We start from the raw sequence: 23,959 nt of genomic DNA, 5'->3' as shown, positions 1-23,959 counted from the left end.
GTTATCAAAAAGAGATAAAGCGATATGCGCCACGTTTATTTGCCCTGGTCAGTGAAAGAACTGAGCCCACGGAGATCCATGGGCCCAGTGTGACAGGAGTTGCGTCTTACCTTTGCGGTTGAGGATACGGGTCAACTAGCCCACACCGCTCGATCTCGTACTTCGGCACGCGATCGATCCGGTATTTCGCGAAATGCAGTGCGTGGATCAGGTTGTGCTTGAAGCGGCCCCAGGTGAGCGGATCACGGTAGGAGATATTCAGTGCCACGGTCTCCGGGCAGCTCATGGCGGTACGCGCCTGGGTGACCCACTTCTCGTCCATGTACCAGGGCATCCACGGATGCCGGTCGACCATGCCGAGATCCACCACGACCCAGTCCGGATACAGGCTCTTGTCGTGGCCGATCCGGCCGTCGGTGAGCCGGTCGGTGTGCGCGGCCAGCGGATAGGCCAAGCCCATCTGGTCGATGACGCGCACGTCCAGCGGGACGTTCATACTGGTCATGCCGAGGTTCAGGAAGTAGACGGTATGTCCGGCGCCACCCTCGGGAATCGGCTGCGGCGGCGGCGCGACGTACCAGAACATGAACGACGGCGAGTTCAGCAGCAGACCGCCGTCGGGGGTTTCGGCGATGTTGTTCACCATGGCCCGCACGCGCGGGTAGTCCAGGTAGTCCTCAGCCAGGATCGGATGGTCGTGGCCGGTATTGAGGACGTAGTAGACGCGCTCGTCGACGATGCCGGAGGAACTGATCTTGGTGCCGGACTTGATGGCCGTGGTGTTGGCCGCGAACAGCGCCCAGCCCGCGGTGCCGAGCAGCGCGAGCGCGATCACCGCAAAGGACCAATTCTTGGCTGTCACCGCTCGCAGGCCGCCCTCGGGCAGCCGCAGCGGCACCACGGCGACCGGCAGCAGTAGGCAGAACAGCTGCGGCAGCAGCATCCGGCCGTGCATGAAGTCACCGCCGACGCGCAGGGCGTAGATCGTGAGGACGAATCCGCTGCCGAGCACGAGCGCGACCACCGCGCTCGGCGAGTGCAGCCATTCACGGACCCGGCGCACCGTCCAGCCGCGCTCGGCGGATTCCTTGGCGGAACGCGACGAGCGGCCCGCGACCACACCGAGCACCAGCAGCACCAGCAGCGGCACCCACAGGTAGTACGGACCGACCAGATCCCACAGGTATTTGCAGCCCTGACCCCACTTGGCGCCGCCCGCGTCCTTGGCGACCGCGGTATTCGGATAGGGCAGGCCGTAGTAGCCCATCCGCCAGACCTGGTAGCACATCGGCACCAGTCCGGCGGCGGCAACGATCAAGCCGCGCAAAACGATCGGGTGCAGCCGGGACCGCGGCATCGGGGCCAGGAAGATCATCAGCAGCGACAGCGCGCCGACCAGCGTCATCTCCGGACGGATCAGCGGTGCGAGGCCGGCGAGGAACACCAGCCCGAACAGCGCGGGCAGCTTCACTCGCTCGGTCTGGCTCCAGCGCACCAGTTGCCACCACAGCAGACCCAGCCAGCAGATGACCAGACCGCTCTCCAGACCGGAGGTGGCGTAGTCACGGGCGGGCGGCAGGGCGATGTAGACGAATACGCCCGCCGGCAGCAGCAGCGCCGTTTTCGTACCGCCCCACAGCCGTGCGGCGCCGAGCATGGCGAAGACGATCGCCGACATCGACACCGTCAGCGCGACACCGAGTACGACGTACTCCAGCCTGGCCTTGGTGAGCCAGCTGAAGAACCACACCAGATAGGTCCACGCGGTACTGGTATTGGTCTCGACGCGCTCGCCCTCGTTGAAAACCGGCCCGTTGCCCGCCAACAGGTTCCGCACCGTGCGCAGCACGATGAGGCCGTCGTCGGCGATCCAACGTCGCTGCCAGGCGCCGACCGAAAATAGGACGACAGTGAGTGCGATCCCACCGACGAAGGTGGCTCGGGATAGCCTGGCGAACCACAAGGCCGAACGAGCCGGCCCTTCGGCCGGCTCCTTCGTTACTTGTTCTGTTCGCTCCACTCCCTCTACCAACAGTTCGTCAGGTGAGATAGACAGCGACACCTACCGCTCCGATCCAGGCGATTGCGAGGAACTGGAGGATGCGATCCCCCAGCGCGATCTCTTCGGGTTCACCGGCCTCGCCGCCATCGACGTCGACCGCGTAACGCAGGATTGCGATGGTAAACGGAATCATCGAGATTGCGAACCAATTGGTGTGCTTCAGATTGTCCTGTTGGAACGCCCACAGGCCGTAGAACACCACTACCGCGGTCGCGGCGAGAGTCCAGATGAAGCGGAGATACGTCGGTGTGTAGTACTCCAGCGACTTGCGGATCTTGGCGCCGGTGCTCAGCGCGATCTGCAGTTCGGCGTAGCGCTTACCCGCGGCCATGAACAGCGAGCCGAACGCCATGATCAGCAGGAACCATTGCGACAGCTCGATATTCGCGGCCGCACCACCGGCGACCGCGCGCAGCAGGAAGCCCGAGGACACGATGCAGATATCCAGCACCGCCTGGTGCTTGAGGCCGAAGCAGTAGGCCAGCTGGATGCCGATATAGACGGTCATCACCACGGCCAGATGCCAGGAGGCCAGGAACGATCCGGCGATCGAGCCGAGCAGCAGCACCATCGAGAGCAGGTACGCCAGGTTTACCGGGACGATGCCCGCGGCGATCGGGCGGTATCGCTTGGTCGGGTGCGCCCGGTCGGCCTCGACGTCGAGTGCGTCGTTCACCAGGTAGATGCCCGAGGCCGCCATGCAGAAGACCACGAACGCGAGCCCAACGTGACCGAGCACGGTCAAGTCGGTGGCCGTATCGGGACCGGCGGCCAGTGGCGCGGCGAGCACCAGCACGTTCTTGACCCACTGACGCGGGCGGACCGCCTTGAACAGCCCGCCGGGCAGTGTCTTGGGCGGGCCTTTGACTACTGCTTCGGCTAGGTCCGTGCTGGTCGGCTCTTCACTCATGTCAACCAAGGTCTTTTCTTGTGCGGTCACTATCGAGTCTCTTTTCGGCGGCAAGCACAACAGCGGCGGACGCGGCGCCGAGCGCGGAACCGGCGAGCACGTCGGAGGGATAGTGCACCCCGAGCACAACCCGGGAGAGCAGCATCGGTGGGACGAGCACCGCAGGCAAGGGTAGCCCGGTCAGTCTGCCGAGCAACACCGCCGCTGCCGTCGTCGAGGTCGCGTGCGAGGACGGGAAGCTCAGTTTGCTCGGCGTCGAGACGTTGACCTGCACCGATGGATCATTGGGCCGCGGGCGACGGACGATGCGCTTGATGACGATCGATGCGGCGTGCGCACCGACCGCGCCGACCGCGACCCCGGCCCACTGCCGACGCCGCGGTTTGTCGACGAGCCAGCCCGCCGCCGCGATGCCGATCCAGCCGAGCGCGTGCTCACCGAAATGCGACATGCCACGCGCGGCCTTGATCACCTCGGGCTTGGTGCCGATGGTGGCCTGAACCGCGTTGATGATCTTGACTTCGGGCGGTTGCGGCGCCGACGGCACCGCGGATACCGGGCCGCCGTGTCCGTTCGCACTCGGGCGTACCGCGGTGTTGTCGTCCGCGGCGGTGGCTTCCAGACTCACTACTGCTCATCCTTCGTGTCGATACCGAAGACGTTCTCCCAGGCCGCCGTGCTGGTCAGCGTCGGGTGTGCGGCGCGGTAGCGCTGCTGCATCTCCGGGAAGCGGGCCGCCAACTCCTTGCGCAGCCGCATGGCCTCCTTGAACAGGCCGAGGGCCTGACGCGGATCGCGCTTGCGGTAGACCACGCCACGGCCGTCCGCGGTGGTGACGGTGACGCCGTCGATCTGCGAGAGCAGGAACCAACGGGCGTCCAGCGTAGGCACATTCAGCTGCGGACGCTCATGATGCTCGGCATGTGCCGCGCGGAAGTTGTGCACGACGCCCTTGGCCAGGCGGACCACTTTGGCGATCGGATTCGCCGGTTCACCGACCGCGCCGACGCCGATGTGGCTGGCTAGCGGCAGTTCGGTGGACGACGGCAGGATGACCGCATCCGGGTACTGCTTGCGCATTTCGTGCACCGCGCCGAGCGCGCTCGGCAGCAACTGGAACAGGCGCTCCGGTCCGGCGAGGAAGTCCTTGATCGCCAGGTTCTGGATGGCGACCGTCGAATACTCCAGGCAGAGTAGGTGTTTCAGGGTGGCCTTGACGGTGTTGACGACCATGCCGCGCCCGTTGCCCGGCAGATGCAGCGAGGCGACCACCAGACGGTTGCGCAGGTGGAAGTACGCCTGCCAGTCGATCGCGTCGTCCTTATCGCTCCAGGCCATATGCCAGACGGCCGCACCGGGCAGAGTGACCGTGGAGTATCCGTGATCGCGGGCGCGCAGCCCGTATTCGACGTCGTCCCACTTCAGGAACAGCGGCAGCGGCTGACCGATCTCCTCGGCGACCTGACGCGGGATCACACAGGTCCACCAGCCATTGAAGTCGACGTCGATGCGCCGGTGCAGCAGCTTGGAGTTGTCGCGATCCTTGAGCGGGTACTTCGAGAAATCGTGGTCGTATTCGACATTCGGCGCGGAGGTCCACATGAAGATGCCGCGGTCCACGACCTCACCCATGCTGTGCAGGTGTGAGCGCTCCTGCAGGTTGAGCATCTGCCCGCCGACCAGCATGGGCGATTTGGCGAAGCGGGCGAAGGCCAACGCGCGCAGGATCGAATCGGGTTCGATCTCGATATCGTCGTCCATGTAGACGATGTACTGGGCGTCGGTGGTCTTCAGCGCCTCGTACATGACCCGGCTGTAGCCACCCGAACCGCCCAGGTTGGGCTGATTGCGAATGGCGAGCCGATCGCCGAGCACCGCGGCGGCCTCGGTGAAGCCGGGCTCGTCGACCACCTTGCGGTTGCCCTGATCGGCGACGATGACCGCGGCGATCTTCTCCAGCACCAGCGGATCCGAGCCCAGCGCGCCAAGGGTTTTCACCAGATCGCTCGGCCGGTTGAAGGTCGGCATGCCGACCGCGATTGTGCCCGCACCGGGCGCCTCGACCGGTGCGTACCAACCACCCGAGAGCAGCGTGACCGCCGTATCGGTGGTGATGTCGAACCAGATCCAGCCGCCGTCCTCGAATGGGCCGAGATCGGCTTCGAATTCCACATGCACCGATTCGGTAGCAGTGTTGGATCGGCGGCGCTCCCTGGTCCCTCCGTGGTCACGCTCGGCGGCCTCATCCGGGCCCTGCGCTCCCGCGAGCGCGACCGCGAATTCCTTGCCCTGCACGTGGATTCGCGAGCCATCCGCCTTCGAGCGGTAGACGTCCACGCGACCGTGCCCGGCAAGCTCGAGCCGCAGCACAACCGACTTCAGCATGCTCCAGCGACGCCAGTAGCTCGCGGGCAGCGCGTTGAAGTAGGTGCAGAACGACACCTCCGACTCCGCGCCCACCGACAGCGAGGTACGGGTGGTGGCGTGCGCACGCCGGGCATTGGTCGGCGACTCCTCCAGGTAGAGGGTGCGCACGTCCAGCGGTTCACCCGGTCGGGGCAGGATAATGCGCTGTAGCAGCGACTTCGCGCGGGTTTCGGTGGTCATGTCTTCCAAAATCGATTGGGAGGTCATTCGTTGCTTTCAGCGTCAGTGCGGGACACCCGCACCCGGTCGGCTTCGATGAGCGGGGCTTCGCCAGTGTCGCTCATCTACGCCTCCTGGTCCGAAAGAGGCTCGCCCGACTCCAGGTGCGGCCGGAGGACATTGTCGAACATGCTGAGCGCGCTGCCGATCGCCATATGCATATCCAGGTACTGGTAGGTGCCGAGGCGACCACCGAAAAGCACCTTCGCCGTCGCGGTTTCCTTTTTCGCCAGCTCGCGGTACGCGGTGAGCTTGGCGCGGTCCTCCGGTGTATTGATCGGGTAGTACGGCTCGTCACCGGTCTGCGCGAAGCGGGAGTATTCGCGCATGATCACGGTCTTGTCGTTCGGGTAGCTGTCGCGCTCCGGGTGGAAGTGCCGCGGTTCGATAATGCGGGTGTACGGCACATCCGAATCGTTGTAATTCATGACCGAGGTGCCTTGGAAGTCGCCGGTTTCGAGCACTTCGGTCTCGAAATCGATGGTGCGCCAGCCGAGTTCGCCCTCGCTGTAGTCGAAGTAGCGGTCCACCGGTCCGGTGTAGACGACCGGGGCATCCGGGTTCTCGGCGCGGATCTGCTCGCGCACGTCGAACCAGTCGGTGTTGAGCCGGACCTCGATGAGCTCGGAGGCGGCCATATTCTCCAGCCACTTCGTGTAACCCTCTTTGGGCAGACCCTCGTAGGTGTCGTTGAAGTAGCGGTTGTCGAAGGTGTAGCGCACCGGCAGGCGGGTGATATTGCCGGCGGGCAGTTCCTTCGGATCGGTCTGCCACTGCTTGGCGGTGTAATCGCGGACGAACGCCTCGTAGAGCGGACGGCCGATCAGCGAGATCGCCTTCTCCTCGAGGTTCTGCGCGTCCTTGGTCTCGACCTCCGAGGCCTGTTCGGCGATCAGCTTGCGCGCCTGTTCGGGGGTGAAGTAGCGGCCGAAGAACTGGGAGATCAGACCCAGGCCCATCGGGAACTGATAGGCCTGCCCCTTGTGCATCGCGAAGACCCGGTGCTGGTAGCCGGTGAATTCGGTGAACTGGGTCACGTAGTCCCACACCCGCTTGTTCGAGGTGTGGAACAGGTGCGCCCCGTACTTGTGCACCTCGATCCCGGTCTGCGGCTCCGGCTCCGAGTAGGCGTTGCCGCCGAGGTGGTAGCGACGATCGATCACTAATACCCGTTTACCGAGCAGTTTGGCGGCGCGCTCGGCGACGGTCAGCCCGAAGAATCCGGAGCCGACGACGATCAGATCGAACTGTGAGGCGGAGTTTGCGGAGTTACCCGGGGACGATGCGACGGTCACGGGTGCCCAGCGTATCGGAAGTCCGCCCGCGGGCCGGGTGGAGTCACGACCTGCGCGCAGTCACCGACGGATGCCATCGGGATTTCTCCTGGTGTTAGCCGAAACGACTACGCCGCGGCAACTCGGCGGCTATTACATATTCACGCAAACTGATCATCTGTCCAGTTTCGTGGACTCGCGTTGGTTCGGCGACTACACCAACGCTGACCCTTTCGAGCGACCCCATGCGCCGCACCGTCTTCGCCTTCGTGGGTATCAGCGCCTCGCGCGGACCGCGTGCGATATCTCGGGCGAGGCGGCCCACAGTATCCATCAGCTCCGCCGCGGGTACGACCTCCGCGACCAAGCCGATGCGCAGTGCCTCGGCGGCATCGATGCATCGGCCCGACAGGGTGAGATAGCGGGCGGCCGCACCGCCGACCAGCTCGACCCATATCTCGGCCTCGAATCGGGAGTCGTACCGCAGGGCGATCCGGCGGCCGCCACCCTGAACTACTCTGGAAAGCCGATGTCCGACTCGACGGCGTCGCGGTCGGTGTACATGCGCCAATAGTGGTCGCCCAGTTCGTCATTGGTCATCCGGACGATCTCGAGCCCGGCCGGGAACAGTTCCGGCTGCTCGTCGACCAGGCGCTCGGCCTTGCTGTTGCCGATCAGCGCGCCGATATTGAGCAGGCCGACATAGACGCCGGTGCCTTGCAGTTCGACGGCGAGCTGGCGAATGTAGGTGCGCTGCGCGCCGAGCGCGACACCGAAATTGGACAGATATGGGACCGGATACCTGTCCGAATATCCGGATGAGAACAGGAGTGCCCCTTCACCGCGCTCGATCATCGTGGGCGCGAGCGCGCGGGTCATCCAGATCGGTGAATAGACCTTCAATTCCAGCGGGATGCGCAGATCAGCGGCATCGACATCGAGGGTCGTCGGGATGCGATTGACCGCGTCACCCGCCGCGCCATGCATCGCGACGTCGATCTGCCCGAACTTGTCGGTGATGTCATCGACCACGCCGTACAGCTGCTTCTCATCGGTGAGATCGGCCGGGAAGGCCGCGGCCTCGATGCCCTCGGCGGCCAGTTCCGCCACGTGCGCGCGGGCCTTCTCCGGATTCCGTCCGATGACCGCCACACGGAACCCTTCCCGGCCGAACCGCCGTCCGGTCCCCATGCCGAGCCCTGGGCCGAAGCCGAATATCGCGATCGTCTTGGTCATACTTCCTCGCTAAGTTGAGTAGTGGTTCAAGTTAGCGTCGACGGTAGCATTAAGTTGAACCTATGCTCAAGATAAATCCGGTATCGGATTTGTAGGATCGGCGAATGCCCGTGGACAAGCCGTTACGCAGCGACGCCCAACGCAATCGGGACGCGCTCGTCAACGCCGCCCGCGAGGTCTTCGAGGAACGCGGCCTGGACGCACCACTCAAGGAGATCGCCGCCCGCGCCGGCGTGGCCATCGGCACGCTCTACAACCGTTTCCCCACCCGCGACGACCTCATCGCCGCCGCCGTCGAGGACCGCATCGAGGCGGGCGGCCGCATCGCCCGGGAGGCGATCGAAATCCAGGACCCCTGGGACGCTTTCGTCTACCTCGTCGAGAAGGTCTGCGAACTCCAAGCCGCCGACCGCCTACTCAGCGACCTCGCCCTACGCGGCGCCCCCAGCCCCGCGATCGCGCGCGCCCAGGAATACGGCCACGGCCTGATGCGTCAAATCATCACCCGTGCACAGGAATCCGGCGCCCTGCGCCCCGACTGGGTGCTGGAAGACATAGCCTTCATCACCTGGTCGCACACCCGCATCATCGAAGCCACCGCCAAAATCGCCCCCCAAGCCTGGCGCCGCCACCTCGCCCTGATCCTGGACGGCCTGCGAGCCACCGCCGCCCACCCCCTCCCAGTACCCCCGATCACCGAAGATCAACTGATGCAGGCGCTCGAGGGTTAGCGCCCGAGGCACTTCGTCCGGAGTACGTCAGTGCGGCCGAAACAACCTGTGGGCCGAGCTCATTAGACGGCTACGGTGATTGCCCAGCAGGAGGCTGCCGCGGCTACGTGTAGTGGCCGGGCTGATATGTGGCCGGCCGTACGGATGGCTCATCAGCTCCCCCGCTTTCGTTGTGCGAGAGCGTTACCGCGCGAACCGCAATTGCTCGACCACGAACTGATCGTCAGTAGTGGGGGTATTGCGGGGGTTGAGCGTAAATCGGGGCGGGTGGATATGGATATTGCGGCGGGTAGGGGGCGCGGGCTGCGGCGATCCAACGTCCGGTGGAGCCCACGGAAGCGCAGATGAGGATGGTCAAGGGGATGACCCCCACGACGGCACCGGCGGGGTTGCCGGTGGCGATGCTCATCGCGGAGCCGATCAGGCTGAGCGAGGACATGATGATCAGGATCACCCGGCCTGCCGTGCTGCGGCGGAATAGCAGAATCGCGCCGAGCAGCCAGAGAAATGCGATGAGTCCGCCGAGCGCGATCAGGCCGTAGATGTAGCCAGGCACCGCCGGGGCGGCCGGAGCGTAGCTGCCGTACTCGTGCGACTTGTTGCTCTCGTCGATCGCGACGAACAGTCCGATGACCACGCCGACAAGTCCGAGCAAACCGACGATCACCGCGATGACCGCGGCGGTGATCGCAGTGCCACCACTCGCTCGCTGCTGATAGCCGTACGCGGGTTGCGGATAGCCATAACCCTGTTGGCCATATGGGTAACCCATCGAGATCTCCCTCCCCACTTCGATCGCTGAACTGTACCGCGCCATGCGGGTTTCGTTCGATGCGAGCGCGGTCAGTAGGTCAGCGCGGGATGTGACGGGTGGGTGGGGCGGGCGGCGGTCCAGCGGGATGCGTATTTGTTGGCGCACAGGACGAGGATGAGGAGGGGCTGGGCGAGGTCTATGGCGCAGCGGAGCAGGTTTTCCTGGATCAGCGCGGTCATCTGGCCGACCAGGCCGAGGAACGGGGACACCCAGAGCGGGTGGTCGGCGGTGGACCACCAGAAGATACCGAGGCCGAATTCGTAATCGGTGAGCGAAACGGCAAGTCCGACAATGCCGATCGCGAGTGATAGGCCGGATGCGACGATCAGGGTGTAGCGCCCGGTCTCGTTCTGACGCCACAGCTGGATACCGCCGAAGATCATGACAATGGCCATCAGCGCCGCCCCGAGCGTGGTGAAGATGACGAGCGAATTGTCGAACCGGCTTCGATTGTCGATGAAGTCGACGACGAGCAATGTGCCGCCGAGCACGCTCCCCAACCCATACAGCACCGCGAGTGCCGCACCGATCTGCGCGACCACCCCGCTCGGCGGCCGATCCCCACTCCGGTAAAGCATCGTCGACACTCCTCCCCACTAGTTTGTGGACGATCCGATCCTACGGCCGTCGCGCCGGACGCGGTGTTGTCGATTCGGCCGCGATCCCCCGATCGGTCGACAGCGAGGTGAGAGCCAGAAGCGCCCGCGCGAAGGCGGGCAAGATCACCGAGTGCCCGCACGAACAATCGCGTGCGGGCACTCTGCTATCAGGTGCGTGGGCTACGAGAACCCCGTCGAACTATCGCAGGTTGGCCTCGGCATACGCCTTCATCGCGTCACGCACGAATTCGGTTGTGCCGTCACCGTGTACGTCGTAGTTGGCCGCGAACCGCGGGTCGGCGACGTACATTTCGCCGAGTCCGGTGAAGTACTCGTAGGACGGGCGGCGCTGGGAACCGATCCCGATCCAGTCGTAGTGCCGCGCGACGATGACCTGGACCTCGTCGCTGTCGGGGGCGAGTCCGGTGGCGTGTGCTCGGCCGTAGTCGGCGGCGATATCCAGGTGGGTCTGGAAGTACGCCTGCTTATCCGCCTCGCTGAGCGAACGCCACCAGCGGTCGCCGCTTTCGTAGGCGTCCTTGCCCCAGCGTTCGATCACCTCATCCTTGTACCGAGTGTGGTCGAAACCGTCGAAAACCTCTGCTGCCATGAGTTGTTCACCTCGTTCCGTCTTGTGCAGCGTGGTGGTCACCGACTCGATCTGGCGCCGGATCCGATCCTGTTCCTGCCGAAGCAGTTCCAGGTGCGCGCGCAGTGCGGCGGCGGTGTCCTGTTCGCCCGCTAGAACTTCGGCGATGACCGGAAGGCCGAGGCCGAGTTCGCGCAGCAGCAGGATGCGTTGCAGCCGAACCAGGGAGTCCTGGTCGTAGTAGCGGTAGCCGTTGGTGCCGATCCGACTCGGCGGCAGCAGCCCGAGCTGCCCGTAGTGGCGCAGCGTTCGGCTGGTGGTACCAGCCGCCTTGGCCAGATCCTGGATGGACCATTCAGTGTCCGTTCGCATGACCTGTTCTCCCTTCTTTCTCGTCGGTACAACTAGCTTGCAAGTTGACGTAGCGTCAAGGTCAACCCATTAACGTGCCCCGACCGGCACCCGAGGCATGACCACGGCGCGCGCGATCCGCGGCTTGGCGGCCATCTGGCCGAGCAACGTGCCACCGAGCGCGATACCGAGACCGAGGACCTGCAGCGGGCTCAGCGCCTGGCCGAGCGCGATCCACCCGATCACAGCCGCTGATACCGGGCTGAGCAGTCCGAGGAAGGCGACCGAGGTCGCGGGCACCTTGGCGATGCCGCGGAACCAGAGGAAGTACGCCAGCGCGGTGCCGATGACACCGAGGTACAGGTAGCCACCGACGGCCCGGCCGTCGAGTGCGGGCGGCGCGCCCTCGACCAGGAAGGCGAACGGTGCGATGAACAGGCCACCCGCGGTGAGCTGCCAGCCGGTGATCGCGAGCGGTCCGACGCCCTCGGGTCGACCCCAGCGCTGGGTTAGCACGGTGCCCATCGCCATGGACGCCGCGCCGGCGAGTCCGGCGATGACACCGACCGTATCGAGCTGCGCATTGGCGCGCAGCACCACAAGCGCGACACCGAAGACACCGATCAGACCCGCGATCACCTTGCGCCCGCTGGGCTTTTCGGCGAGTACAACGGTGGCGAAGGCCAGTGCGAACATCGGGGCAACCGCGCCGAGCACTCCGGCGACACCACCGGGCAGTCGGTAGGCGGCCAGGAACAACAGCGGGAAGAACGCGCCGATATTGAGGACGCCGAGTGCGGCGGCGCGCCCGACCCAGACCCCGCGCGGCAGTACGCGGGTGATGGCGAGCAGCGCGAGTCCGGCGGGCAGTGCGCGCATCAGCGCGGTGAACAGCGGGCGGTCCGGCGGCAGGAATTCAGTGGTCACGGCGTAGGTGGAGCCCCATGTGATCGGGGCGAGTGCGGCGAGCGCCAGGGTGCCGGCATACGAGTCACGCGCGGCGGTGGTTGTTGTCATGTTGGTCGCTCCTGATTGGTAATCTCAACGTTGAAATATCTACTCGCTGGCATACCTCGCCGTCAAGTAGATGAATGTTGAGATAATCGCTATCGAGAGGAATGCCGTGGCCGACGCGATCGATCTGTTCACCGAGCACTGGAACCGGGAACGACCGGACGTCGACGTGTCACCGATGGCGGTGATCGGCCGCATCCAGCGCCTGTCGCGCCTGCTGGAGCAGGAACTGAAGAAGTTCTTCGCCGGACACGGCCTGGAGTTCTGGGAATTCGACATGCTCGCGACCCTGCGCCGCTCCAGCGGCACGGACGGCCTCACCGCAGGGGCGCTGAACCAAGTCGCCATGCTCACCTCCGGCGCCATCACCAACCGCATCGACCGCCTCGCAGCCAAAGGCCTCGTCGAGCGCGCGCCATGCCCGCAAGACCGCAGAGCAATCCGCGTCCAACTCACCGAGGCGGGCCGCACCCTGATCGACGAACTGCTGCCCTTGCACATGGAGAACGAGCAGCGCCTCCTCGCCGCACTGGAAAAGCGGGACCGCGGCCACCTGGCGGATCTACTGCGAACGCTCGCCGAATCGCTGGGCGACACCGCGTCATCCTGATTCGACGAATGCCCGTTTGCGCTTATAACTCCTGTCGCACAAGTGGATTCGCTGATAGCAACGTCCGGCCATCGGGCATACCTATGGCAACCCATGGACGGGGCACAGCCTGAGCGCGCGGATAAGCGACTCGTGCTCTTCGTTCAACTCCGACCCGCTCAGGCGAATTAGTCGACGCGACAGCTGCGGCGATCGAGCCGCAGCCACACAATGACCCGAGGCAGCGGTCCCGCAAAAGGCACGTAATGCGATTAGAGCTCTTCGCTCAGCTCCGATCCCTCGCTTGTCGGTGCAGCCGAGGGGATTACGGGAACACGTGGGGGTGGTGGGGTCGGCGTTGAGGCGGTGGTCGGGGCGACGGTGGTCCCGGGCGGGACCGAGGCCTCCAGTGCGATGGCGCTGCCCGGTGCTGCTGAATATCCCAGCGACATGCCATTTCCGGGCGCGGCGCTCCCAGGCGGGGAATTGCGGCCGGGCACCGCGCTCACGGACAAGGCGTTACCACCGGCCACCGCACCCTCGGACCAGGCGTTGCGACCGGCCACCGCATCACTCGCACTACCCAACAACGCACTCTCGGACGATACGTGGCCGCCGGGCAGCACGCTCCCGGACGCGACCTTCCCGCCGAGCAGCACGCTCCCGGACGCTACATCGCCCAGCCCGGCACTGTCAGCCGCGCCGTCCGCACCACCCGACAACGCGCTCTCGGGCGAAACGTCGCCGCCAGACAGCGCGCTCCCGGGCACGACACTCTCAGGCGCGCCATTCGCACCACCCGACAACGCGCCCTCGGACGAAACGTCGCCGCCAGACAGCGCGCTCCCGGGCACGACACTCTCAGGCGCGCCATTCGCACCACCCGACAACGCGCCCTCGGACGAAATATCGCCGCCAGACAGCACGCTCCCGGGCACAACACTCCCGAGCGCGCCATTCGCACCACCCGACAACGCGCCCTCGGACGAAATATCGCCGCCAGGCAGCACGCTCCCGGGCACGACACTCTCAGGCGCGCCATTCGCACCACCGGACAACGCGCCCTCGGGGGATATGTTGCCTCCGGGCAGCACGCTTGAAGGCGCACCATTCGCGCCAGGCGGCGCCGCGCTTCCGGGTAGCACGCTTTCAGGTAAACCGCTCGCACCACCATCGGGCACAGCACTCTTGGGTGCGCTATTCGCGCCGGGCGGTGTGGCGCGCTCGTTGCTGCCCGGCGGGGCGGTGCTGCGCGGCTTGTCCTCACGTGTGTCCGGCACCAGCTGCATCAGCGTCGTGAAGTCGACGACCTGGGCGCCGAGCGTCGGCGTCGCGATGATGACGCCGTTGGTGAAAAGCCGGTAGGTGCCGGCGTTTTGGGGTAGGGCGAGCTCTGGGCCGAGTGGCTGGCCGACCGGACTGCTCGCGCCGCCGATCCGGCGGTATTCGGCATCGATCGGAGATTCGGCGACGAGAGATTGCTTGCGCGGATCCACGGGTGTTGCTGCGCCGACCACCGGGATGCCGAGCTCGGCGGGGGTCGGTCCGACATCGAAGGCGTAGATATCGGCAGGCTCTCCACCGTCCGGTGCACAGGAGTACTCCGAACGCAGAATTCGGCCGTCGCGCAAGAGCACCGTTCCCGCGGTCGACGCGATGACAGCAGTCGCGCGCGGATCCTCCTTGGCGGTGCCGGGATACTCCTGGCAGTCGGTGCTATCACAGGTCTGCGCGTACGAGTAACGGTGTTCGGCAAGCGCATACGAACGTGCCGCGATCGCCTGTGCGCGAAGAGCTTCCGTCGCGCCCTTGTCGACCCAGTTGGCCTGCACCTCGGCCGGGACGACGCCGAGCAGATAGTCCTCGACATCGACGCGATTCACCGTGCGCGCCTTACCGTTTTCCATCGCGACACCGAGTGAGCCGCGATATGCCGAACCGCCGCACAGGGTCAGATGTTCGGCGGCGGGACGGTTCGGACGCGGGTTGAGCGGGTAGATCCACGGGTCGGCGGTCGCCCGCTGCCACAGCACCTCACCGTCACAGCCCGCCGTGACAACCACATTCGCGCCGCCGTCGGGCAGCGCGGTGAGATGCGCGACCTGGCCTCGCGGCAGCATTTGGCCCGCGACCCGCAATCCGGCGTCGGCATAGGCGTCCAGCGTCGAGTCGTCCTGGGCGAACAGCCGCACCCCGACGGTGGTCGCCGAGACTTTGCCGAGCGTCGCGCCCGGGTAGTAGTGATCGAGGATTCGCTCGGCGGCCCAGCCCTCGAGGGCGCTGTCGAACGCGCCGACCTGACTCATCCCGCGCCCGTGGCCCGGCCCCGCCATCGGCCGGACATGGGCGTCGCCCGGCCAGACCCAGAACGCGAGTACGGTGCCGACCAACACGGCCGCACCACCGGTGACCAGCGCCGGACGGATGGAAATCGGAGTTCCTGATATCCGCCGCCGACCAATTCGGTCGCGCGGCGCACTCGTTTTCAGTCGCAATTTTCGCTCCCCCCGCGTCGTGTCATTCCGGTGCCGTTTGCTTCGCATCCGTTCACTCCCACGGTTTCCGGGACCTGGTCGGTTCGATACCCGTCGGCATGTCGTTCCATCTGGTCGCAAATCGAGAGCTACATTCGAGCAATCAAATAATAATCCTCAACCAGAGGTTTAGATATGTGACAGTTGTGAACTAGTGTGGTTGTTGATGCATCAGGAAGCAACCCTGACATCCATGCAGATGATCGCTCGGTTCGACCTGATTGGAGATGCTCGTGCCGTACCGCAAACCGAAACGTTCCTACGTACTCCCGGTTGTCACCACACTTGCGGTAGCGGCCCCGCTCGCGACTTTCACGCTGAGCGACTCGACCGATTACCGTCCGACAACTGGTAGCGATCCCGCCGCAATCCCCGCGCAATTGGCCGAGGTGGTCCTGACCACGGTCCCCGACATCACCCTTCCGCTGCGCGAACTCACCGGTCTCGACCTGCCTGATCTGCATCTTTCGGATCTACGCATGCTGCCGATTCCGGAATCCATTCCGGTTCCCGAAGGTTTGCCGCTGCCACCCGGCGTCGAGCTACCGAAGGAAATTCCACTACCCAAGCTCGATTCCGGACAGAGCACACCGAGCCAATCGGTACCCGGCCAAAACGTTCCCGGCCAATCGCTACCCGGCCAAACAGTTCCGGGCGGAAGCACCCCCGGTCAATCGCTTCCCGGTCAAACCACGCCAGGTCAATCGACAACCGGCCAAACCATCCCGGGCCAAAACACCCCCACCCAGTCACTGCCCGGCCAAACAATTCCGGGCCAAGATACCCCCGGCCAATCGCTTCCCGGTCAATCCACACCTGGTCAATCGACAACCGACCAGATCATCCCGGGTCAATCGACTCCAGACCAGAGCATCCCAGCTCAGACCCCCTCACCAACTCAGGGCACCACTGGTCAACCACCCCAAGGCCGTTCCACAGCCGCTTTCATCGCCGATCCCACCCAGGTCGAGCCCGACGTCACCCCCGACACGCCGGCACTGGCACCCGGCGCCGTCCCGCCGGAACTCCTCAGCCAGGTCGGCGCACAGGTCAAGGAAGTCAGCCGCGATACCCCGTTCAGCGTGGTCGCACTGACCGCGCACGATCTGGTGAATACCAAGGCATTGGTGCGGGCCCGCCAGTCCGATGGCACCTGGGGTTCCTGGTACGACACCGAAGCCGTCGACACCCGTCGCAACGATCGGGCGACCGGCGGCTCCACCGGCACCGAACCGATCTACGTCGGCAATACCAAGTCCGTGCAGATCCTGGTGACCCGCAAGCCGGCCGTGGCGAACGTGCCTCATCCCCCCGTCGCGGGTGACGCGGAGGGCGCCGTGCCGATGCTGCCCACCCCGGCCGCCGGGCGCTCGGATGATCCGGCCCAGACCGCCGCCGAACTGACGGCCGTGCTGATCGATCCGGGCCGCGGCGCGATCGACGGAACGCTCAACAATGTCGCCGCGGCGCTGCCCGGCGGCGGACCCAATGTCATCAGCCGATCCCAGTGGGGCGCGGACGAATCCATCCGCTGCGAAGAACCCACCTACGACGACCAGCTCGGCGGCCTCACCGTGCACCACACCGCGGGCCGCAACGACTACACCCCGGCCGAATCGGCGGGCATCGTCCGCGCGATCTACACGTATCACGCAAAAACGTTGGGCTGGTGCGATATCGGCTACAACGCGCTGGTCGACAAGTACGGCCAGATCTTCGAGGGCCGTTTCGGCGGACTTGATCGCCCGGTGCAGGGCGCGCACGCGGGTGGATTCAACGAGAACACCGCAGGCGTCGCGCTGATGGGCAACTACGAGTCCGAGGAACCGTCGGAAGAGGCGATCAATGCGATCGGCCGGTTCATCGGGTGGCGGTCCAAGATCGCCGGGCTGGATCCCAAGGGGTACACCACGATGTATTCCGAGGGCACCGATTTCACCTCCTATGCGCAGGGTGAGGCGGTTCGGTTGCCGGTGGTGTTCGCGCACCGCGACGTCGGCAATACCAGCTGCCCCGGTGACTCCGCCTACGCGGATATGGACCGCATTCGGGATATCGCGGCGGGCATATCGGCATCATCCGGCACCGCCACCAAGCCACAACAGCAGGCACAAGCGCCGACCACCCAGCAGCCCCAAATGCAGATCGCCCCGCAGACCCAGACCGATATCGCCGCGCTGGCCGCACTCACGGCCAAGCTGCTCGGCATGGTGAATCAGAATCCGATCGCCAAGCACTGGGTCGATAAAGGCGGTCCGGATGGTCCGCTCGGCGCGGCCACCTCGGAGCCGATGCCCGCCGCGCAGGGGCAGCAGTACGCGAAGTTCGTCAACGGGTACGTCTATACCGCACCGAATGGTCAGATATTCGAGGTGCTCGGCGCGATCCTGGATCGCTTCCTCGCCCTCGGCGGGGATGCCGGGGTTCTCGGGGGGCCGATGAGCAACACCTACCCGGTACCGAACGGACTGCGCACCGATTTCCAGTACGGCTCACTGGTTCTCAACCAGCTGACCGGCATCGTCACCACCGTTTGGAAGACCTACAACGACACCTACCAGCATCAGGTCAACCGCAACTCGGTCGGCCACGTCGCGGCGCCAGCCCCCGCACCGGCGGGCTGACACAGACGATCGCGCGGTGCTGGTGGGCCACTCAGCGCCCTCGGCGGGAGGTACACACACTTACGTTGCGGAAATCCTTGGGATGCAGTGGGTTCGGTTCAGACCCACCAGCGCTCGAGAACCTGCGCGACACCGTCTTCGTTGTTAGCCGCCGTGATCTCGTCCGCAGCGGCGATCGCCTCCGGATGCGCGTTGGCCATCGCGACGCCGTGGCCGACCATGCTCAGCATCGGAACGTCGTTGGGCATATCGCCGAATGCGATGATCGCGGAATGCTCGACACCGAGGCGTTGAGCGACGATGGCCAGGCCGGAGGCCTTGGTGACACCGGGTGCGGAAACTTCGATCAGGCCGTGGTCGGTCGAGTAGGTGATGTCGGCGCGGTCGCCGATGAGCGGTGCGAGGACCGCGCGCATATCGGCGCTGAGGGCGCCGCGTAGTCGAACCAGCATCTTGATCGCGGGCGCATCGATGACCTCGGCGCGCGAGACCTCGGTGTCATCCGGATTCAGCCAGGCATGTTCGTATTCCGGCGAACTGACGAATTGTGGCGTCACGGCGTCATGGGCGCTCTCACCGACGCGTTCGGCGGCGAGGCCACAGCCGGGCAGTGCGCGTTCGGCCAGGTCGGCGATCCAGGCGAGGGTATCCACATCCAGGGTCCGGCTGGTGAGTACCCGGTCGGCGGCGCTGTCGTAGATCACCGCTCCATTGCCGCAGACGCACAGTGGCGCATAGCCGAGCCCCTCGACCACCGGATCGATCCAGCGCGGCGGCCGTCCGGTGGCGAGCACGAACGGCACCCCATCGGTGATCAGGGCGGCCACGGCCACCTTGGTTCGCGCGGTGACCCGCTCGTCGTGATCGATGAGGGTGCCGTCCACATCGGTGGCAACCATCTTCGGCTTGGGCAGGTGCAGGCGCGTCACCTATTCCATCCTGCCGGAAGACCATCTCGGCGCGATCGCGGCTATCACTGCGACGGCGGACGCCGCCACGGGGAGTCCTCGGCCTGCGTCGGATCGGACTGCCGTTTCACCAGATTCGACGGCGGGGAAACCGGCGCTGCCTGCGGATTCGCCCCCGACTGCGGCTGCACGTCCGCCTGATCGGTACCTGAATACCCCGCTTGGGGATACGGCTGCGCAGCCGGGACATCAGCTGAAGGACCGTAATGCGGATAGGGCGACGGCGGATACGGCGTCGGGCCGGATGAAGAGCCGGCCGGTGGCCCAGCAGCTCCAGACGGATACCCCGCGGGCGGCGCGACTGGTCCGTACGGATACGTCGCGACGGGCGGTGGCCACGCAGCTCCGGACGAAGAGCCGGCAGGTGGCCCAGCAGCTCCGGACGAATACCCCGTGGGCGGCGCGACTGGTCCGTACGGGTATGTCGCGACGGGCGGTGCGGCCACCGGACTGTAATTGAGCCAGCGCGTCGTCGGCGGCACGAGTGCGAGCACCGCGGTCGCGATCGGGAAGATCAGCCCGAACAGCCCGCCGATGCCGCCACTGATCTCGGCCGCGCTACCGCCCGAGGCGGTGTAGCGCAGAGTTATCGCATACCCCGCGATACCGGCGAACACCACCACCGCACATCCGGCCACCACGGGTACCCGACCGAGCGGCCGCCTGGTGAACATCATGACCGCGCCTGCACCGAGTAGGAACGCCGTGACCACGGCGATCGAACCGGTCACCAGCAGGTGGGTCTTGAACCAGCTCTGCGCGAACAAGCCGGTCGAGTCGTACTCCGCGAGATCACGGCCGAGGTCGCTCAGCCCGAGCACGATGTTGAAACCGCCGCCGAGCAATTGGCCAGCACTGCCGACACTCGCCAGCACCCCGGCCGTGATCGCGGTGCCACCGCCGGGTGCCGGTGCCGGGACCGATGGATAAGGCTCATATTGCGGATAACTCATTGAATCCCCCCTAAGAGCGCCGGGAAAAGCCTGGATGCACCGGTCTCCTCATAATCGAGGACATGCCGATCTCACGCGTGTCACACACGCTCGCACGCACGTCCTTATGATCAGGGGCTAATACTCGATGCTGGCCCGACCAGCCGTAGGACCAGAGGACTGATGACCGGCTTCCTGCTACGACGCGCGTTCAATTATGTCGTGCTGTTGCTGCTGGCTTCGTTCCTGACGTTCAGTCTGGCGTCGCTGACGTTCACGCCGCTGGACAGTCTCGAACAGCGCAATCCACGTCCGCCGCAGGCGGTGATCGATGCCAAGGCCGAACAGCTGCATCTCAACGAGCCGATCCCACAGCGCTATATCAGCTGGCTGAAGGGTATCCCGCAGGGTGACTTCGGCCAGACGCTGGCCGGTCAGCCGGTAAGTGAGGAGCTGCCGCGCCGGGTCCTGGTGAGTCTGCGGCTGCTGATCATCGGTTCGATCGTAGGCACGGTGCTCGGTGTTCTGATCGGTGCGGCCGGGGCGATCCGGCAATACAAATTCAGTGACTACTTCACAACGGTCGTATCCCTGCTGGTACTGAGCACGCCGGTGTTCCTGCTCGCCACCTTGTTGAAATACGGTGCGCTGGAAGTGAATACGCTGACCGGCTCGCAGATCTTCCTCTATACCGGCGAGACCTCGGCGAACAAGATCAACGGCTTCTTCCCGCAGTTGCTCGACCGCCTCCAGCATCTGGTGCTGCCGACGGCCGGTCTGGCCCTGGGGGCAATGGCCGGTTACAGCCGCTATCAGCGCAATGCCATGCTCGATGTGCTGCAGAGCGATTTCATCCGCACCGCCCGCGCCAAGGGCCTGACCCGCAACAAGGCGCTCTACAAGCACGGCCTGCGGACCGCACTGATCCCGATGGCGACGCTGTTCGCCTACAGCCTCGGCGGATTGATCACCGGCGCGACCTTCACCGAGAAGATCTTCGGCTGGCACGGCGTCGGCGAATGGCTGGTCAATTCGATCAACGCCCAGGATCTCTACGTCGTCGTCACGGTGACGGCGTTCGCCGGTCTTGTCGTACTGGTGTCGGGTCTGCTCTCCGATATCGTGTACGCGATTCTCGATCCCAGGGTGCGTGTGTCGTGAGTGAGCGCAGCGAACGAACCATCAACACAGCACGGTCCGGCGTGACGGAGCCGAGCGCTAGCGAGGCGCAGTCATGACGGAAGCCGAAATCATCGTCCAGGGCGCGCCGGAGCCCGCTGCCGCCTCGGGTCGGCGCAGGCTGGTACTGCGGCGCTTCCTGCGCAATAAGGCCGCCGTCGCGGGCGTGATCATGCTGCTGATCCTGGTGCTGGTCGCCTATGTGCTGCCGTACTTCTGGACCTGGGACTATCAGGAACTCGACGGCACGGCACTGCGTAAACCGCCCTCTGCGAAGCATCCCTTCGGCACCGACGCCATCGGCCACGACGTACTCGCCCAAACCCTGCGCGGTATGCAGAAATCGCTGATCATCGGCTTCTGCGTCGCCCTCATCAGCACCACCATCGCGGCGCTGACCGGTTCGATCGCCGGACTCATCGGCGGTTTCACCGATAAGGCCATCATGTGGCTGGTCGACCTGCTGCTCGTGGTCCCGAGCTTCATCATCGTCGCGCTCTTCGCGCCGAAGACCAAGGGCAGCGGGTCCATCCTGCTGCTGATCCTGCTGCTGAGCGTCTTCGGCTGGATGATCAGCGCGCGCATCGTGCGCGGGCTGACCATGAGTCTGCGCGAACGCGAATTCGTCAAGGCCGCACGGTATATGGGCGCGCCGATCAGGACGGTGATCCTGAGCCATATCCTGCCGAATATCGCCTCGATCCTCATCATCGACACCACACTGTCGGTGGGCGCTTCGATCATGGCCGAAACCGGTTTGAGCTTCCTCGGATTCGGTGTGCAGTCGCCGGATGTCTCGCTCGGCACGCTCATCGCGTCGGGCACCGCATCGGCGCTCACCTTCCCCTGGCTGTTCATGTTCGCCGGTGGACTGCTGATCGTCATCGTGCTTTCGGCGAATCTGGTCGGTGACGGGTTGCGTGACGCATTCGACCCCAGTGCCAAACGGGCTCGCTCGCGCAAGAAGGCTGGGTCCGAAAAGAAGGCTGGGTCCGAAAAGAAGGCTGGGTCGGAAAAGAAGGTAGTCGCATGACGGGCGATAAAGTCGCCAGCGAGAAGAACTCCACCGCACCGCTGTTGGAGGTCTCCGATCTGCGGGTCTCCTTCCCCAGTGAAGAGGGCCGCATCGATGCGGTACGCGGGGTGAACTACACCGTCTCCGATGGTGAAGTGCTCGCGATCGTCGGCGAATCCGGATCCGGTAAGTCGGTGTCCTCGCTCGCGGTGATCGGATTGCTGCCGGAGCAGGCGCGGATCAACGGCTCCATCCGGCTGCGCGGGCGCGAACTGCTCGGCCTCGGCGATCGCCAATTGTCCAAGCTGCGTGGACGTTCCATCAGCATGGTGTTCCAGGACCCGCTCTCGGCGCTGACGCCGGTGTATCGGGTCGGCGATCAGGTCGCCGAAGCGCTGCTGGCACATACGGATATGACCAGTCGAGAGGCCTCGGCACGGGCCGTTGAACTGCTGGATCTGGTCGGTATTCCGGAACCGGCCTTGCGCGCCAAGGCATTTCCGCACGAGTTCTCCGGTGGTATGCGCCAGCGGGTGGTCATCGCCATGGCCATTGCCAATGATCCCGCGCTGATCATCTGCGATGAGCCGACCACCGCACTCGATGTGACGGTGCAGAAGCAGATCCTGAATCTGCTGCGCAAGGCGCGCGATATCACCGGCGCCGGTGTCATCATGATCACCCACGATATGGGCATCGCCGCCACGCTCGCCGATCGGGTCGCGGTGATGTATGCCGGAAAGATCGTCGAAACCGCACCGGCGGCAGAGCTTTTCGCCGCACCGCGGATGCCGTATACGGTCGGTCTGCTCGGCTCGATTCCGCGCATGGACGGTCCGTCCCGCAGCCCGCTGATCCCGATCGTCGGCGCACCGCCGGCCATGCACGCACTGCCGCCGGGTTGCTCCTTCGCACCGCGCTGCCCCATCGCGATCGATGACTGCCGTGCGGCCGAGCCGCCGTTGGAGAAGACCGGACCCGGCCACTCAGCCGCCTGCATCCGCACCGCCGAAGTCACCTCCGCCGATCTTTTCGAGGCCTACCGCCAGGAGATTTCGGAGCCGAGCGCCGAAGCTGATACCGATGAGCGTGTGGTGCTGCGGGTTTCGGATCTGGTGAAGACCTACCCGATCACCTCGGGTGTGGTGTTCAAGCGCCGCAAGGGTGAGGTCCGCGCCGTCGACGGCATCAGCTTCGAGGTGCGCGCCGGGCGCACATTGGCGCTGGTCGGCGAATCCGGATCCGGAAAATCCACCACACTCACCCAGATTCTCGACCTGGTGAAACCGCAAGCGGGCACCATCGAGATCATGGGCAGCGATATCGCTACCCTGACCAAGGCGCGCAAGCGGGAGATCCGCCGGAAGATGCAGATCGTCTTCCAGGATCCGACGGCCGCACTGGATCCGCGACTGCCGATCTTCGACGTGCTCGCCGAACCGATGCGCATCGACGGCCGTCCCCGCACCGAAATCGCCAAGCGGATACCGCAATTGCTCGAACAGGTCGGTCTGCGGCCCGAGCACGCCGACCGCTATCCGGCCGACTTCTCCGGTGGCCAGAAGCAACGGATCAGCATTGCCCGTGCGCTGGCCCTGGATCCGGAGATTCTCGTGCTGGACGAACCGGTGTCGTCACTGGATGTGTCGATCCAGGCGGGCGTGCTGAATCTGCTGCGCAACCTGCAGACCGAACACGGTCTGTCCTATCTGTTCGTCTCGCACGATCTTTCGGTGGTCCGCAATCTGGCCCACGATATCGCGGTGATGTATCGCGGGAAGATCGTCGAGGCCGGGCCCGCCGAACAGATCTTCGACCGCCCGAGCAACGAATACACCCGGGCGTTGATCGATGCGGTCCCGGTGCCGGTCGTCAGCCGATAGAGGGAGAGC

At 65.2% G+C, this 23,959-nt stretch carries 20 protein-coding genes; 6 read left to right on the top strand and 14 right to left on the bottom strand.

All coding sequences use genetic code 11. The features are described from left to right. Positions 1-106: 106 nt before the first annotated feature. The 7 genes from zomB to AB0J47_RS23230 form a co-directional block, all read right to left on the bottom strand. Positions 107-2,020, bottom strand: coding sequence for a flagellar motor control protein ZomB (gene zomB, locus AB0J47_RS23260; RefSeq protein WP_364349458.1), 1,914 nt, complete (start codon positions 2,018-2,020; stop codon positions 107-109). Between the two features lie 19 nt (positions 2,021-2,039). Next, positions 2,040-2,972: a decaprenyl-phosphate phosphoribosyltransferase gene (locus AB0J47_RS23255; protein ID WP_364349455.1), complete on the bottom strand. Its 933-nt coding sequence runs from the start codon at positions 2,970-2,972 to the stop codon at positions 2,040-2,042. A gap of 1 nt (position 2,973) precedes the next feature. Further along, complete coding sequence (locus AB0J47_RS23250; RefSeq protein ID WP_040685888.1) at positions 2,974-3,519, bottom strand: phosphatase PAP2 family protein; 546 nt, start codon at positions 3,517-3,519, stop codon at positions 2,974-2,976. Between the two features lie 80 nt (positions 3,520-3,599). Next, the gene (locus AB0J47_RS23245) at positions 3,600-5,606 is read right to left on the bottom strand and encodes a glycosyltransferase (protein ID WP_364349453.1); all 2,007 of its coding nucleotides are present in this window, start codon (positions 5,604-5,606) and stop codon (positions 3,600-3,602) included. Between the two features lie 77 nt (positions 5,607-5,683). Next, positions 5,684-6,913: a UDP-galactopyranose mutase gene (glf, locus tag AB0J47_RS23240; RefSeq protein ID WP_364349451.1), complete on the bottom strand. Its 1,230-nt coding sequence runs from the start codon at positions 6,911-6,913 to the stop codon at positions 5,684-5,686. Between the two features lie 94 nt (positions 6,914-7,007). Next, positions 7,008-7,463: an enoyl-CoA hydratase-related protein gene (locus AB0J47_RS23235; RefSeq protein ID WP_364349449.1), complete on the bottom strand. Its 456-nt coding sequence runs from the start codon at positions 7,461-7,463 to the stop codon at positions 7,008-7,010. After that, entirely contained in the window at positions 7,406-8,128 is a 723-nt protein-coding gene (locus tag AB0J47_RS23230; RefSeq protein WP_364349446.1) for an SDR family oxidoreductase, read from the bottom strand. Before AB0J47_RS23230 ends, AB0J47_RS23235 begins: the two co-directional genes overlap by 58 nt. Positions 8,129-8,232: 104 nt before the next feature. On the opposite strand from AB0J47_RS23230, the gene AB0J47_RS23225 reads away from it, so the two are divergent. Beyond that, the gene (locus AB0J47_RS23225) at positions 8,233-8,859 is read left to right on the top strand and encodes a helix-turn-helix domain-containing protein (protein ID WP_364349443.1); all 627 of its coding nucleotides are present in this window, start codon (positions 8,233-8,235) and stop codon (positions 8,857-8,859) included. A gap of 223 nt (positions 8,860-9,082) precedes the next feature. On the opposite strand, the gene AB0J47_RS23220 is transcribed toward AB0J47_RS23225, so the two are convergent. The 4 genes from AB0J47_RS23220 to AB0J47_RS23205 form a co-directional block, all read right to left on the bottom strand. Then, on the bottom strand, positions 9,083-9,631 hold the full coding sequence (locus AB0J47_RS23220; protein ID WP_364349440.1) for a hypothetical protein: 549 nt from the start codon (positions 9,629-9,631) through the stop codon (positions 9,083-9,085). 71 nt (positions 9,632-9,702) lie between these two features. Continuing rightward, the gene (locus AB0J47_RS23215) at positions 9,703-10,251 is read right to left on the bottom strand and encodes a hypothetical protein (protein WP_364349437.1); all 549 of its coding nucleotides are present in this window, start codon (positions 10,249-10,251) and stop codon (positions 9,703-9,705) included. Between the two features lie 220 nt (positions 10,252-10,471). Further along, entirely contained in the window at positions 10,472-11,233 is a 762-nt protein-coding gene (locus AB0J47_RS23210) for a MerR family transcriptional regulator (RefSeq protein ID WP_364349434.1), read from the bottom strand. 69 nt (positions 11,234-11,302) lie between these two features. After that, the gene (locus AB0J47_RS23205) at positions 11,303-12,229 is read right to left on the bottom strand and encodes an EamA family transporter (protein ID WP_364349431.1); all 927 of its coding nucleotides are present in this window, start codon (positions 12,227-12,229) and stop codon (positions 11,303-11,305) included. A 106-nt stretch (positions 12,230-12,335) separates the two neighbouring features. On the opposite strand from AB0J47_RS23205, the gene AB0J47_RS23200 reads away from it, so the two are divergent. Then, complete coding sequence (locus AB0J47_RS23200; RefSeq protein ID WP_364349428.1) at positions 12,336-12,836, top strand: MarR family transcriptional regulator; 501 nt, start codon at positions 12,336-12,338, stop codon at positions 12,834-12,836. Between the two features lie 251 nt (positions 12,837-13,087). On the opposite strand, the gene AB0J47_RS23195 is transcribed toward AB0J47_RS23200, so the two are convergent. Next, positions 13,088-15,310: a SpoIID/LytB domain-containing protein gene (locus AB0J47_RS23195; protein WP_364349425.1), complete on the bottom strand. Its 2,223-nt coding sequence runs from the start codon at positions 15,308-15,310 to the stop codon at positions 13,088-13,090. A gap of 266 nt (positions 15,311-15,576) precedes the next feature. Here AB0J47_RS23195 and AB0J47_RS23190 point away from each other — a divergent pair, with 266 nt between their 5' ends. Then, positions 15,577-17,973: an N-acetylmuramoyl-L-alanine amidase gene (locus AB0J47_RS23190; protein ID WP_364349422.1), complete on the top strand. Its 2,397-nt coding sequence runs from the start codon at positions 15,577-15,579 to the stop codon at positions 17,971-17,973. A gap of 98 nt (positions 17,974-18,071) precedes the next feature. On the opposite strand, the gene AB0J47_RS23185 is transcribed toward AB0J47_RS23190, so the two are convergent. Beyond that, positions 18,072-18,893 carry an HAD family hydrolase gene (locus AB0J47_RS23185; RefSeq protein ID WP_364349554.1) on the bottom strand — a complete coding sequence of 274 codons (822 nt, stop codon included), beginning with the start codon at positions 18,891-18,893 and terminating at the stop codon, positions 18,072-18,074. Between the two features lie 53 nt (positions 18,894-18,946). Then, a complete protein-coding gene (locus tag AB0J47_RS23180; RefSeq protein WP_364349419.1) occupies positions 18,947-19,894 on the bottom strand; it encodes a hypothetical protein in 948 nt (315 codons plus the stop codon). Between the two features lie 162 nt (positions 19,895-20,056). On the opposite strand from AB0J47_RS23180, the gene AB0J47_RS23175 reads away from it, so the two are divergent. The 3 genes from AB0J47_RS23175 to AB0J47_RS23165 all read left to right on the top strand — a co-directional run bounded on the left by AB0J47_RS23175 (position 20,057) and on the right by AB0J47_RS23165 (position 23,950). After that, positions 20,057-21,034: an ABC transporter permease gene (locus tag AB0J47_RS23175; RefSeq protein WP_364349416.1), complete on the top strand. Its 978-nt coding sequence runs from the start codon at positions 20,057-20,059 to the stop codon at positions 21,032-21,034. A 73-nt stretch (positions 21,035-21,107) separates the two neighbouring features. Further along, complete coding sequence (locus AB0J47_RS23170) at positions 21,108-22,085, top strand: ABC transporter permease (protein WP_364349413.1); 978 nt, start codon at positions 21,108-21,110, stop codon at positions 22,083-22,085. Beyond that, positions 22,082-23,950, top strand: coding sequence for an ABC transporter ATP-binding protein (locus AB0J47_RS23165; protein ID WP_364349410.1), 1,869 nt, complete (start codon positions 22,082-22,084; stop codon positions 23,948-23,950). The genes AB0J47_RS23170 and AB0J47_RS23165 overlap by 4 nt, the downstream gene beginning before the upstream one ends. The last annotated feature ends 9 nt before the right edge of the window (positions 23,951-23,959 follow it).

The organism is Nocardia sp. NPDC049737 (assembly GCF_040674755.1).
GTDB lineage: Bacteria > Actinomycetota > Actinomycetes > Mycobacteriales > Mycobacteriaceae > Nocardia.
The sequence above is the reverse complement of the archived record's forward strand: the minus strand, read 5'-3'. Positions and strand labels throughout refer to the sequence as shown.